This window comes from Limnohabitans lacus (assembly GCF_030053395.1).
GTDB classification, from domain to species: Bacteria; Pseudomonadota; Gammaproteobacteria; order Burkholderiales; family Burkholderiaceae_C; genus Limnohabitans_A; species Limnohabitans_A lacus.
On sequence record NZ_JASGBH010000001.1, the window covers coordinates 38,113 to 50,603 of the forward strand.

15 protein-coding genes are annotated in these 12,491 nt (G+C 61.0%); 11 read left to right on the forward strand and 4 right to left on the reverse strand.

The features are described 5' to 3' along the window. Positions 1 to 137: 137 nt before the first annotated feature. Positions 138 to 458 (forward strand): DUF3579 domain-containing protein, encoded by a 321-nt coding sequence (locus QLQ16_RS00190; protein ID WP_283222677.1) that lies wholly within the window; start codon positions 138 to 140, stop codon positions 456 to 458. A 248-nt stretch (positions 459 to 706) separates the two neighbouring features. On the opposite strand, the gene rpsT is transcribed toward QLQ16_RS00190, so the two are convergent. Continuing rightward, on the reverse strand, positions 707 to 1,009 hold the full coding sequence (rpsT, locus tag QLQ16_RS00195; RefSeq protein ID WP_108322206.1) for a 30S ribosomal protein S20: 303 nt from the start codon (positions 1,007 to 1,009) through the stop codon (positions 707 to 709). A 126-nt stretch (positions 1,010 to 1,135) separates the two neighbouring features. Here rpsT and murJ point away from each other — a divergent pair, with 126 nt between their 5' ends. Then, positions 1,136 to 2,701 carry a murein biosynthesis integral membrane protein MurJ gene (gene murJ, locus QLQ16_RS00200; RefSeq protein ID WP_283222678.1) on the forward strand — a complete coding sequence of 522 codons (1,566 nt, stop codon included), beginning with the start codon at positions 1,136 to 1,138 and terminating at the stop codon, positions 2,699 to 2,701. An 18-nt stretch (positions 2,702 to 2,719) separates the two neighbouring features. Further along, positions 2,720 to 3,583, forward strand: a complete 864-nt coding sequence (locus QLQ16_RS00205; RefSeq protein WP_283222679.1) for a SirB1 family protein — start codon at positions 2,720 to 2,722, stop codon at positions 3,581 to 3,583. Between the two features lie 7 nt (positions 3,584 to 3,590). On the opposite strand, the gene purM is transcribed toward QLQ16_RS00205, so the two are convergent. Next, a complete protein-coding gene (purM, locus tag QLQ16_RS00210) occupies positions 3,591 to 4,643 on the reverse strand; it encodes a phosphoribosylformylglycinamidine cyclo-ligase (protein ID WP_283222680.1) in 1,053 nt (350 codons plus the stop codon). Between the two features lie 132 nt (positions 4,644 to 4,775). Here purM and QLQ16_RS00215 point away from each other — a divergent pair, with 132 nt between their 5' ends. The 7 genes from QLQ16_RS00215 (at position 4,776) to QLQ16_RS00245 (ending at position 11,071) form a co-directional block, all read left to right on the forward strand. Beyond that, complete coding sequence (locus QLQ16_RS00215) at positions 4,776 to 5,879, forward strand: AI-2E family transporter (protein ID WP_283222681.1); 1,104 nt, start codon at positions 4,776 to 4,778, stop codon at positions 5,877 to 5,879. Beyond that, positions 5,876 to 6,562, forward strand: a complete 687-nt coding sequence (gene hda / locus QLQ16_RS00220; RefSeq protein ID WP_283222682.1) for a DnaA regulatory inactivator Hda — start codon at positions 5,876 to 5,878, stop codon at positions 6,560 to 6,562. Before QLQ16_RS00215 ends, hda begins: the two co-directional genes overlap by 4 nt. Next, on the forward strand, positions 6,559 to 7,227 hold the full coding sequence (locus QLQ16_RS00225) for a histidinol-phosphatase (protein ID WP_283222683.1): 669 nt from the start codon (positions 6,559 to 6,561) through the stop codon (positions 7,225 to 7,227). Before hda ends, QLQ16_RS00225 begins: the two co-directional genes overlap by 4 nt. Continuing rightward, positions 7,224 to 8,768 carry a polynucleotide adenylyltransferase PcnB gene (gene pcnB, locus QLQ16_RS00230; RefSeq protein WP_283222684.1) on the forward strand — a complete coding sequence of 515 codons (1,545 nt, stop codon included), beginning with the start codon at positions 7,224 to 7,226 and terminating at the stop codon, positions 8,766 to 8,768. The genes QLQ16_RS00225 and pcnB overlap by 4 nt, the downstream gene beginning before the upstream one ends. Before the next feature lie 12 nt (positions 8,769 to 8,780). Beyond that, entirely contained in the window at positions 8,781 to 9,260 is a 480-nt protein-coding gene (folK, locus tag QLQ16_RS00235) for a 2-amino-4-hydroxy-6-hydroxymethyldihydropteridine diphosphokinase (protein ID WP_283222685.1), read from the forward strand. Between the two features lie 128 nt (positions 9,261 to 9,388). Next, positions 9,389 to 10,036 carry a DUF47 domain-containing protein gene (locus QLQ16_RS00240; protein WP_108312848.1) on the forward strand — a complete coding sequence of 216 codons (648 nt, stop codon included), beginning with the start codon at positions 9,389 to 9,391 and terminating at the stop codon, positions 10,034 to 10,036. Positions 10,037 to 10,057: 21 nt separating this feature from the next. Further along, a complete protein-coding gene (locus tag QLQ16_RS00245) occupies positions 10,058 to 11,071 on the forward strand; it encodes an inorganic phosphate transporter (protein ID WP_283222686.1) in 1,014 nt (337 codons plus the stop codon). A 50-nt stretch (positions 11,072 to 11,121) separates the two neighbouring features. On the opposite strand, the gene QLQ16_RS00250 is transcribed toward QLQ16_RS00245, so the two are convergent. Further along, positions 11,122 to 11,568, reverse strand: a complete 447-nt coding sequence (locus tag QLQ16_RS00250) for a TM2 domain-containing protein (RefSeq protein ID WP_283222687.1) — start codon at positions 11,566 to 11,568, stop codon at positions 11,122 to 11,124. 8 nt (positions 11,569 to 11,576) lie between these two features. After that, positions 11,577 to 12,098: a GNAT family N-acetyltransferase gene (locus tag QLQ16_RS00255; protein ID WP_283222688.1), complete on the reverse strand. Its 522-nt coding sequence runs from the start codon at positions 12,096 to 12,098 to the stop codon at positions 11,577 to 11,579. A gap of 132 nt (positions 12,099 to 12,230) precedes the next feature. Between QLQ16_RS00255 and rpsP the strand changes: the two genes are divergently transcribed. Continuing rightward, positions 12,231 to 12,482 (forward strand): 30S ribosomal protein S16, encoded by a 252-nt coding sequence (gene rpsP, locus QLQ16_RS00260; protein ID WP_108322193.1) that lies wholly within the window; start codon positions 12,231 to 12,233, stop codon positions 12,480 to 12,482. Positions 12,483 to 12,491: the final 9 nt, after the last annotated feature.

Below are 12,491 nucleotides of genomic sequence, written 5' to 3' on the forward strand. Positions count from 1 at the left end.
GAGATTTTAGAGGCAGTTTCATGACGGACCGAAGACGGCTGTCACAGCTTTAAAGTCTTATATAAGATACAATACTCGGGTAAACCAGTGCTCGGCGATCCCGGTCACTGGAAAGTCTTCATTCACACCTCTATCCGATGGTTTCCAACAACGCCAAAGAAGTGTTCATCCAGGGCATCACCCAGGATGGCAGAACATTCAGGCCCAGCGACTGGGCCGAACGATTGGCAGGCGTCATGAGCCCATTTCGCCCCGGCGGCGCCAGCCCCGGCAGCCACCTGAGCTATTCCCCCTGGTGCATCCCCACCACATTGGGCGGCGTCAAATGCGTCGTGGTGCACAGCGACTTGCGCGACTACGACGTCATGGCCTGGGACTTCGTCATGAACTTCGCCCGCGACAATGGCCTGCAACTGGCCGAAGCCTGCTTGCTGCCCGATCCGCCGCCGGCCAAATAATCCCACCTACGAAACCAAACCGCCTTCGGGCGGTTTTTGTTTGCGTACCGTTGAGCAGGAGGGGCGTGTTGGCGGGCGACGATTTTATGAGCTTGCGAATCATGAGGAGCCCGCCAACACGCCCCTCCTGCGGTGCTTGAATAGCCCATAAAAAAACCGCCCGAAGGCGGTTTGGTTTCGCTGACAGCGCACCCGTTTCAAACGGCGGCCAGAAGCTTCCAGCCGGGCTGTTGATCTTTAAAAGCGGATCAGGCTGCAGCCAGGGCCAAGGCCTTGACTTTGGCGCTCAGGCGGCTCTTGTCGCGAGCAGCCTTGTTCTTGTGGAAGATGCCCTTGTCGGCGATCGTGTCCACAACGGCTTGCATCTTGGCAAACAGTTCGGTGGCTTTGGTCTTGTCGCCAGTCAGAACAGCTTTTTCAACGTTCTTGACAGCGGTACGGTATTTGGAACGCAGCGAAGAATTGGCGGCGTTGATCTTGATGTCTTGACGGACGCGTTTACGGCCGGAGGCAAGACGGGGGTTCTTTTTCTTTGGCTTAGCTGATGCCATGATGATTTCCTTTGGGGTCTGAGGATGTTGTCGGCGAACCCAGCATTATAGCGGATGAGAAAACGCCCCCCGCACCCTGGAGGGCCCGCGCTGAAAGTTCTCACCTGGGCCGCTACACTCCCTCGGGTGAGCCTCCTTCGTTCTGCCTCTGTTGTTTCCATTTTCACCCTGGCCTCCCGGGTCACGGGTTTGGTGCGCGAGCTCTTGATCGCCTCGGCCTTTGGTGCCAGCGCCTTGACCGACGCCTTCAACGTCGCCTTTCGCATTCCCAACCTGTTTCGCCGCCTGTTTGCCGAAGGGGCGTTCAGCCAAGCCTTTGTGCCGGTGCTGGCGGCCAACCGTGCCCAATTTGGCGACAAGGCCACCCAAGAAGTGATTGACAGCGTGGCCACGGCACTGGCTTGGTCGGTTTTGGCCCTGTCGGTGCTCGGGGTGCTGGTGGCTCCTTGGCTGGTCTGGGCCCTGGCCAGCGGTTTGCAGCAAGACCCCAAGGGCTACCAGTCGGCGGTGCTGATGACCCGCTGGATGTTTCCCTACATCGCCTTCATGTCGATGGTGGCCTTGTCGGCCGGCATCTTGAACACTTGGAAACGCTTTGCCGTGCCCGCAGCCACGCCCGTGCTGCTCAATGTGAGCGTGATCGCCGCCGCCTTGGGCCTGTCGCCTTGGCTGGCCCAACAAGGCATCGAAGCGGTGTATGCCTTGCCAGCTGGTGTCATGCTGGGCGGGGTGCTGCAGCTTTTGGTGCAGATCCCGGCGCTCAAGCGTTTGGGCTTGTTGCCGCGCATCGGCATCCGACCCTCGGCCCTGCGCCAGGCCTGGACCAATCCGGCCACCCGCAACATCTTGCGCCTGATGGCGCCTGCCTTGCTGGGCGTGGGCGTGGCGCAAATTTCCTTGCTCATCAACACCCAGATCGCCTCGCACCTGGCGCCTGGCAGTGTGAGCTGGCTCAGCTATGCCGACCGTTTGATGGAGTTCCCAACCGCCATGCTGGGCGTGGCGCTTGGCGCGGTCTTGATGCCGCAACTGGCCGCGGCCAAAGCCACCGGCGATTCGGAGCGCTACGCCGCGATGTTGGACTGGGGCCTGCGCTTGGTGCTTTTGCTGGCCTTGCCGTGTGCGGCGGCCTTGTTGGTGTTTTCTCAGCCGCTGGTGGCCGTGCTCTACCACTATGGCGCATTCACCGACCGCGATGTGCAGCAAACCACGCTGTCGCTCACCGGCTACGGCATTGGCCTGTTGGGCCTGGTGGCCATCAAGGTGTTGGCCCCGGGTTACTACGCCAGCCAAGACATCCGCACGCCGGTCAAGATCGCGGTGGTCGTGCTGGTCATCACGCAGCTGTTCAACCTGGCCTTTGTCCCTTGGTTGCAACACGCCGGTCTGGCTTTGTCGATTGGTTTGGGCGCACTGGTCAATGCCTTGTGGTTGTTGATCGGCTTGCTGCGCCGGGGCAGTTACAAGCCGCAGCCGGGCTGGTTGCGTTTTGCCTTGCAGGTGGTGCTGGCTACAGGTTTGCTCACCACGCTCTTGTGGGTGGCGGCCAAGGGCCTGCCTTGGGTGGATTTGCGCCAAACCCCTTGGCTGCGCATCGGTTGGATGCTGGCGGTGCTGAGCGCTTCGGCCCTCTTGTACTTTGGCGCGTTGTGGGCCACCGGCCTGCGCTTGAAGGCATTCCTCAAGCGTTGAAAGGACGCTGGCCAAAGCATGGATCTGAAATTCGAACCCGTCTCGCCGCTCGACTACTTTGCCAGCTTGGTGCAAAGCGATGAGCACTTCCCCTTGCTGGAAGCCGCTGCCAGCTTGGCGCAAGACGAAGAGCCCGAGATGGATGTGCAGCATGTGCTCGACGATGTGGAGCGCTTGCTGAAAAAAGTCACGCAGCGCATGCCTGCGGGCTCCGATGACCTGAGCAAATTGGCCATCTTGAACCAGGTGTTCTACAAAGACCTGGGCTTTGGCGTGAACGCCAACGATTACTACGCCCCCGAAAACAGCTACCTGCAAGAGGTGCTGCGCACCCGCCGGGGTTTGCCGATTTCATTGGCCGTCATTTGGCTGGAGTTGGCGCAGGCACTGGGCTTGAATGCCCAGGGCATTTCGTTTCCGGGACATTTTCTGGTCAAGGTCGCCTTGGACGATGGCTTGGTGGTGCTGGACCCCTTGACGGGGGAGTCCCTGGGTGTGGACAACCTGGCCGACCGATTGGGGCCCTACCGCGACGATGTGGACTGGGCCGCTGGGGCCGATCTGGACGGCGGCGAGACGCCTTTGGGCTTGTATCTGCAGGCCTGCCCGCCGCGCGATTTGTTGGCCCGCATGCTGCGCAACCTCAAGGAAGTGTTCCGCGCCCAAGAGGATTGGCCGCGCATGCTGGCCGTGCTCAACCGTTTGGTGGTGCTGTTGCCCGAAGCGTGGGACGAGCGGCGCGACCGGGGCCTGGTGCACGCCGAACTGGGCCACACGCAAGACGCCTTGCACGACTTGCGGGTGTATCTCGGCGCAGAGCCCGAGGCCCACGACCAAGCGGCGCTGCAAGTTCGGCTGAGCGAACTGTCAGGCGACGCCTGAGCCGGATTTAAGCGACGACGACTTGCGCGCCGCTGCCCTGGGGGGCGATGGTGCCGATGGTGTAGACCGACTCGCCCAACTCGCGCAGGGTGGCCGCGCAGGACTCAGCCTCGGCGGCGTCCACCACCACCACCATGCCGATGCCGTTGTTGAAGGTGCGGTTCATCTCGATGTCGTCGATGCCAGCGGTCTTTTGCAACCAGGCGAACAGCTCGGTCTGCGGCCAGCTGCCTTTTTGCAGGTGGGCCGCCAGGCCGTCGGGCAAGACGCGGGGAATGTTTTCGAGCAGGCCACCACCGGTGATGTGGGCCAGGGCCTTGATGCCTGAAGTCTCTGCCGTGCTCGGGTGTTTGGCCAAGGCCGCCAGCACGTTCAGCACATACAAGCGGGTGGGCGCCATCAAGGCTTGCTTGAAGGGCTTGCCGTCAAGCGTGGCAGGCGCGTCGGCACCTGCGCGCTCGATGCACTTGCGCACCAGGCTGAAGCCATTGGAGTGCACACCGCTGGACGCCAAGCCCAGCACCACGTCACCGGCTTTGACGTTTTGGCCGGTGAGGATTTTCGATTTTTCAACCGCACCGACCGCAAAGCCGGCCAAGTCATATTCGCCCGCCGGGTACATGCCCGGCATCTCGGCGGTTTCGCCGCCGATCAGGGCGCAGCCGGACAACTCGCAACCCTTGGCAATGCCGCCGACCACGGCCGCTGCCGTGTCCACGTCCAGCTTGCCGCAGGCAAAGTAGTCGAGAAAGAACAGTGGCTCAGCGCCTTGCACCAGCACGTCGTTCACGCTCATGGCCACCAAGTCGATGCCCACCGTGTCGTGCATGTTCCATTCAAAAGCCAGCTTGAGCTTGGTGCCCACGCCGTCGGTGCCGCTCACCAGAACGGGTTCTTTGTAGCGCTTGGGCACTTCAAACAAGGCGCCAAAGCCGCCAATGCCGGCCAGCACGCCTTCGCGCATGGTTTTCTTGGCCAGGGGCTTGATGCGTTCGACCAGCGCGTCGCCAGCAACGATGTCAACGCCGGCGTCTTTGTACGAAAGGGGGGTGTGGCTCATGGTTTCGGCCCAGCAAGGGCAAGTAAATGGGGTAAGGGGGCCAATAAACGGGCTGGCAGACTAAAATCAAGGCTTATTTTAAGGGTTCACCCTGACCGCTCTTTCAACCCTCCGACAAAAGACGAGACCGCCTTGCAAGCTAGCCCCCCCTTATTGACACCGCGTCTGCTCGGCTGGGCGGCTGTGGCGCTGCTGGTCGCGCTGGCATTTTGGTTGCTTGCCCCTGTGTTGGCACCTTTCATTGTGGCGGCCGTGTTGGCCTATGTGCTGCACCCCTTGGTATTGAGATTGATCCGACTCACTGGTGGTCGTCTGCCCAAAGTCCTGGCGGTGGTCGTGGTCGAGACCTTGGCCTTGGCGGCCTTGCTGGGCATTGTGCTCTTGCTGGTGCCGATTTTGGTGCGTGAATGGCCCATGCTCAAGCAGCAAATCCCGGCCATGTTGGATGGCCTCAACACAACCCTCAAGCCCTGGTTGGTCCAACTGGGCGTGCCCGTTTCGTTGGACCTGGCCGACTTGAAAAGCCAGGTCATGGATTACCTCAGTGCCAACCGTGAAGATTGGTGGACGCCTGTGATGGCGTCGCTCAAGCTGGGCGGCAGCGCGGCTTTGGCCTTTGCCGGCTTTGTGGTGCTGGTACCGGTGGCCTTGTTCTATCTGCTGATGGACTGGACGGGCTTGATGCGCTCCACCGTTGCTTTGGTGCCGCCCGATTGGCGTGAAGTCTTTGACGGTTTCATCGCCGAGTGCGATGCCGTTTTGGGCGAGTACCTGCGCGGGCAGTTGCTGGTCATGCTGTGCCTGGCGGTGTTTTACGCCGTTGGTCTGTCCTTGTTTGGCCTGGACCTGGCCTTGCCGATCGGCATCTTCACGGGCTTGGCGGTCTTTGTGCCTTACCTCGGCTTTGGCTTGGGTCTGGTGCTGGCTTTGTTGGCCGGTTTGCTGCAGTTTGCCTCTGGCCAGGCGCTGGTCATGGTGGCGGTCGTGTTTGGCCTGGGTCAGTTGATCGAGAGCATCGTGCTCACCCCCCGCTTGGTGGGCGAGCGCATTGGCTTGCATCCCTTGGCGGTCATTTTGGCTTTGATGGCCTTCGGTCAGCTGCTGGGCTTTGTGGGGGTGTTGATCGCCTTGCCGGCCAGCGCCGTCCTTTTGGTGGCCTTGCGCCGCCTGCGTGCGCGTTATCTGAGCAGTGCGCTGTACCAATCCGACAGTGACGCAGGGTCTGACCGCGCATGAAGCAGCTGGCGCTGGACATCGGCTTGGCCTGCCTGCCAACCCTGGACAATTTTTTTGCAGGTCCCAATGAGGCGGCGGTGAGCCACCTGCGCTTGTGGACGGCCGGCGGCACCCGCGCGCCTGTGCCCAGCTACCTGTGGGGTGAGAGCGGCTCGGGTAAAACCCATTTGCTGCAAGCGGTGCACCACGCTTTGCAAGAGCAGGGCGCTCGCGTGGGTTGGCTCGATGCGCACACCATGAACCCGCCCGAGTTCAAAGACGATTGGGCCGCGGTGCTGATGGACGATGTGCACCTGTACAACTCGGAACAACAGCACACCGCCTTCAATTGGTTTGTCAATGCACTGACACCCCGCATGGGCACGCCGCGCTGGGTGTTGGCGGCGGGCGCTTTGCCGCCAGCAGACCTCAAGCTGCGCGACGACCTGCGCACCCGTTTGGGCTGGGGTCATATCCATGCCTTGCAGGTGCTCGATGAACCCGAGCGCCGCGCGGTGCTGCGCCAAGCGGCCGATGCCCGTGGCCTGTTTTTGAGCGATGAAGTCATGTCCTACATGCTCAACCGCTTTTCGCGTGATCTGGGCAGCTTGATGCAGTTGCTCGATCACCTGGACCAATATGCTTTGCAAACGCAACGTGCGCTGACCATTCCCTTGGTGCGTGCGATGCTGGAGAACGAATGAAACTCGCGCTGTTTGACCTCGATCACACGCTTTTGCCCATCGATTCTGACCATTCCTGGGGCGTCTTCACGACCGAGCTGGGCTGGAACGATCCGGTGGTTTTCGCACAGCGCAACGACGATTTTTATGCGCACTACCAGGCCGGCACGCTCGATATCCACGACTACGTGCGCTTTGCCACCCAGGCAGCGCGTGAGCGCGGCGCGGCTGCTGCGGCCCGTGCGCACGACCGCTACATGGACGAGGTGATTCGCCCCCGCATCACGACCGAGGCCTTGGCACTGGTACGATCGCACCAACAGGCGGGCGACACGGTGATGATCGTGACGGCCACCAACGAATTTGTGACCCGCCCAATCGCCCAGGCCTTTGGCGTGCACGAATTGATCGCGGTGGAGCTCGAACGCGATGCGTCTGGCTGGATCACCGGCGAGATCCAAGGCACCCCCTCCTTCAGAGAAGGCAAAGTCACCCGTGTGGCCCAATGGTTGGCCCAACAAGGCTTGAGCTGGGACGATGTGGAGATGAGCTTTTACTCGGACTCCATGAACGACCTGCCGCTTCTGGAAAAAGCCCACCATCCGGTGGCAACGAACCCTGACGCTCGGTTGCGTCAACTGGCCACAGAGCGTGGCTGGCGCATCCTCGAACTGTTTCAAGAATGATCAAAAAATTCATCGACAAGCTGCTGGGCAAACCCGCTGGTGGCAGCAAGGCCCGTTTTGGCCGCCGCACCGAAGTGCCCGCCTCGGTGCACCGCATCGACCCCAACTTGGTGGACGAACGCGCCATCAACGTGACGCGCACTTTGCAACAAGCCGGTTTTGAAGCCTACATCGTGGGCGGTGCTGTGCGCGATTTGCTGCTGGGCCTGCGCCCCAAGGACTTTGACGTGGCCACCGATGCCACGCCCGAGCAGGTCAAGAACCTGTTTCGCCGCGCTTTCATCATTGGCCGACGTTTTCGCATCGTGCACGTGGTCTATGGCCGTGGCCGCGAACACGAAGTGATCGAAGTCTCCACTTTCCGCGCCTATCTTGACAACGCCGCTGCCGAGCAGGTCAAGGGCAACGAGCGCACCAGCAAACGCCAGCTCGAAGGCATCCAGCACGCGGTGGATTCGAGTGGCCGTGTGCTGCGCGACAACGTCTGGGGCCCGCAAGACGAAGACGCCACGCGCCGTGACTTCACCGTCAACGCGATGTATTACGACCCTGAAACCCAGATCGTGGTCGACTACCACGGCGGCATTCAGGACGCGAAAAAACACACTTTGCGCATGATCGGCGATCCGGCCACGCGCTACCGCGAAGATCCGGTGCGCATCATCCGCGCCGTGCGTTTCGCCGCCAAGCTCAACCCCTTGGGTTTCAAGCTCGAATCGAAAACCGCCAAGCCCTTGGTGGAAGCCGCCACCTTGCTGGCCGATGTGCCGCAAAGCCGCTTGTTCGATGAAATGCTCAAGCTCTTGCAGACGGGCCATGCGCTCGCCTCGATCGCGCAGCTCAAGCACCTGGGCTTGGCCAAAGGCATTTACCCGCTGCTGGACGTGGTGGTCGAGCGTGCCGACAGCGACTTCGTCAAAGCCGCATTGGCCGACACCGACCGCCGCGTGGGCGAGGGCAAGCCCGTGGCGCCCAGCTTCTTGCTCGCTTGCGTGCTGTGGGCCGATGTGCGCGATGGCTGGGCCGCCCGCTTGGCCCGCAAAGAGCACCCTTATCCAGCCTTGCAAGACGCCATCGACGAAGTCTTCGATGCCCGCATTGGCGATGTGTCCGGCCGCGGCAAGCTGGCTGCTGACATGCGCGAAATTTGGATGATGCAGCCGCGCTTTGAAAAACGCGTGGGCGCCACGCCTTTCAGCTTGGTTGAACAAGCCCGCTTTCGTGCCGGCTTTGACTTTTTGCGCTTGCGTGCCGACGCCCAAGAGGTGGAAGACACCCTGGCCGACTGGTGGCAAGAGTTCAGCATGGCCAGCGATGCCGAGCGTGAAGACCTGGTGCAAGCGGCCAAAGCCGAACAGCAAGCCAAGCCCCGTGTGCGCCGAGCCCCCAGGCCGGAAGGCGAGGGCGCTGCCCCTCGCGCCGCCAAGGCCGTACCCGAAGCCATGAGCGAAGAAACGGCCGCTGAGGGCGATGCGCCCAAAAAACGCCGCCGTCGTCGCCGCAAACCGGGTGGCGGTGAGGGTTCTGGCAGCGTCGAGTAAAGACGCCCCGCCATGATCGCCCGTGAGCCCGTGACCGCTTATGTGGCGGTGGGCGCCAATTTGGGGGACGCCTTGCAGACCGTGCTGTCCAGCATGGCCGCCTTGGACCCATTGCCGGGCAGCTGCGGCTCGCAGCGCTCGCGCCTATACCGCACAGCGCCTTTTGAGGCCCACGGCCCGGATTTCATCAACGCGGTTGTTCGCCTGGAAACACGCCTGAGTGCGCCCGATTTGCTCGACGCCCTGCAAGCGCTGGAGACCCAGGCTGGCCGTTTGCGGCCTTATCCCAACGCGCCTCGCACCTTGGACTTGGACCTGCTCATGTACGGCCATGCCCGCATGGACAGCCCGCGCCTGACCTTGCCCCACCCGCGCCTTTGGGAGCGGGCCTTTGTTGTGCACCCTTTGGCCGATCTGGCCCCCGAGTTGGTCACGCCTGCCGACTGGGCCCGTGTGGCCGGTCAAAGCATCCAAGTCATCACGCACAGCTGACATTGCCCTTGCGCGTTAGGCCTGCGCAGCATTTGATTTTCAGCCCTTGGGACGACTTGTCACCGGTTAAACTTCTGTGTGTCATCAAAACGTCATGTTTTCAGATCAACCCATCAGGAGCCTCCCCCATGCTGTTTGGCAAGTTGCTGCCCAAAGAAGGCAATTTCTTCGAACTCTTCAACCAACATGCTGAACGCATCGTCGAAGCGGCGCGGGCCTTCTCGAACCTGGTTGCCAATTACAACGATGTGCACCTGCGCGAGAAATACAACCGCGATGTGGACAACGCCGAGCACGCCGCTGACCGCGTGACCCAAGAAGTCAACCGTCTGATCCACACCACCTTCATCACCCCGATCGACCGCGAGCAAATCCACGCCCTGATCAATCTGATGGACGATGTGGCCGACTTGATCCAGGACTCGGCCGAGACCATGGCCCTGTACGACGTGCGCCACATGACCGAAGAAATCACCCGCTTGACCGATTTGTCGGTGCGTTGCTGCGAACGTGTGCAAGACGCGGTCAAGCTGCTGGCCCGCATTGGCGAGCCCGCTGTGGCCGAATCGGCGCTCAAGACCTGCGAAGAGATCGACCGCCTCGAGTCTGACGCCGACCGCGTGATGCGCAGCGCCATGAGCAAGCTGTTCCGCGACGAGCCCGATGTGCGCGAGATCATCAAGCTCAAAGCCATTTACGAATTGCTGGAAACCATCACCGACAAGTGTGAAGACGTGGCCAACCAGATCGAGGGCATCGTCCTCGAAAACTCCTGATCTGAACCGGGAATCTGACGTATGGAAACCGTACAAGCCGCCTTGTGGGTGGTGATCCTGTTGGTCGCCCTGGCGCTCATTTTTGACTTCATGAACGGGTTTCATGATGCGGCCAACTCGATCGCGACCGTGGTCTCCACGGGCGTACTCAAACCCACCCAAGCGGTGGTGTTTGCCGCTTTCTTCAACTTCATTGCCATTTTCATCTTCCACCTGAGCGTGGCCGCCACGGTGGGCAAGGGCATTGTTCAGCCCGGTGTGGTCGATACGCATGTGGTGTTCGGTGCGCTGGTGGGGGCCATCACCTGGAACGTGATCACTTGGTACTACGGCATTCCCAGCAGCTCTTCGCACGCTTTGATTGGCGGCATCGTGGGCGCGGTCATTGCCAAGTCGGGTGCAGGTTCATTGGTGTCCACGGGCATCCTCAAGACCGTCTCGTTCATCTTCGTGTCGCCGGTGCTCGGCTTTTTGCTGGGCTCTTTGATGATGGTTCTGGTGGCCAACATCTTCCGCCGCACACGCCCCTCCAAAGTGGACAAGTGGTTCCGCCGTCTGCAGTTGGTGTCGGCCGGTGCCTACAGCTTGGGCCACGGCGGCAACGATGCCCAAAAAACCATCGGCATCATCTGGATGATGTTGATCGCCACCGGCTATGCAGCCGCGGGAGACAAGGCGCCGCCCACTTGGACGGTGATCAGCTGCTATGCAGCCATTGGCCTGGGCACCATGTTCGGCGGCTGGCGCATCGTCAAGACCATGGGGCAGAAGATCACCAAGCTCAAGCCTGTGGGCGGTTTTTGTGCCGAGACCGGTGGTGCCATGACCTTGTTCTTGGCCACCTCTTTGGGCATTCCGGTGTCGACCACACACACCATCACCGGTGCCATCGTAGGGGTGGGCTCCACTCAACGCGCCAGTGCCGTGCGTTGGGGCGTGGCGGGCAACATCGTGTGGGCTTGGGTTTTGACCATTCCGGCCAGCGCTTTTGTGGCTGCTGTCGCTTACTGGATCAGCTTTCGGGTTTTCGACTGAGCCTGCCGTGATCGCATGAAAAAAGCCGGACACTGTCCGGCTTTTTTGTTTTATTGGCTGATCAGCCGGGCTTGTTCAATTTGGTATTCGAAATACATCTGAAAGCTGAAAGCCAGGCTGGACATCAGAACCGCAGTACCGATCAGCAAAGACGTTGCAATGCCAAAGACGGTGAGCCAGTTGGTTTGACCGGCAGCGGCATCGGCAGCGCCTTGCGGGTTGAATTTGGCGTTCCACTTTTCCGCAGGCATCAGGCCGTAGACGATGGCGGTGAGCGCGCAGCCTGCGATGTTGAAACCCAAAAACGGGATCAAGACCCAGCTCAGTTGGTCGTCCAGGCCAAAGGCCTGCACCCGTTGGATGCCGTAGATGCCCAATGCGGTCGGCATCGGCAAGAGCCAAGCCAGCATGTCGCCAAAGCCCTTGAGGTAAAAGCGGTGCAAGCCCAAAGGACCGCCCCAAAAGGTGAGCCAGGTGGTCAGTGTTTTGTTTTTCATGGTCGCGATTATTGCGGAGATGTGCGGTCACCCGCGCCCAAGGTCTTTTCCATCATCACCACATCCAGCCAACGGTCGAACTTCCAGCCACAAGACCGGATGATTCCCACGTGGGTAAAGCCGACCGACCGGTGCACCCCGATCGAGCCGGCATTGTCCGAGTCGCCAATGACCGCCAAAAATTTGCGCACACTGGCCCGTTCGGCTTGAGCACACAGCTCGGCCAACAAGGCCTTGCCCAAGCCTTTGTGGTGGGCATCGGCAGCCATGTAAATCGAGTCCTCGGCCGAAAAGCGGTAGGCCGGCCTGGGCTTGAACCAGTTGCAGTAGGCAAAGCCCAAGACCTGACCAGCGTCTTCTACCACCAGATAGGGCAGGCCCTTGGCCAGCACGTCGGCCCGGCGGGTCAGCATGTCGGCCTCGGATGGCGGATCGATCTCAAAAGTGCCTGTGCCGGTCAGCACATGGTGTCGGTAAATGGCCGTGATGGCCGGGATGTCTTCATCACGGCTTGGGCGGATCAATGGCATTGGGGCTCCCGTTGTATAATGGTGGGCTTTTCAGTGTGTCACTGGCCGGGTGGCCAGTTGCGTGTCTCAAACGCTGGAAGAAATCGGGTCTCGGTATTTGTGCCGCCAGACCCAACCACCCAAGGATAAATCATGGTTGTTATTCGTCTGAACCGCGGCGGCTCTAAAGCACGTCCTTTCTTCAACATCGTCGTCGCCGACAAGCGCGTGCGTCGCGATGGCCGCTTCCTGGAGCGCATCGGTTTTTACAACCCCACAGCCCGCGGTGGCGAGGAAGGTCTGCGCATTGCACAAGACCGTCTGACCTACTGGAAGAGCGTTGGCGCTCAGGCTTCCCCCACCGTGGAACGCCTGATCCGTCAAGCTGGCAAAGCAGCAGCCTGATCGGCTGAT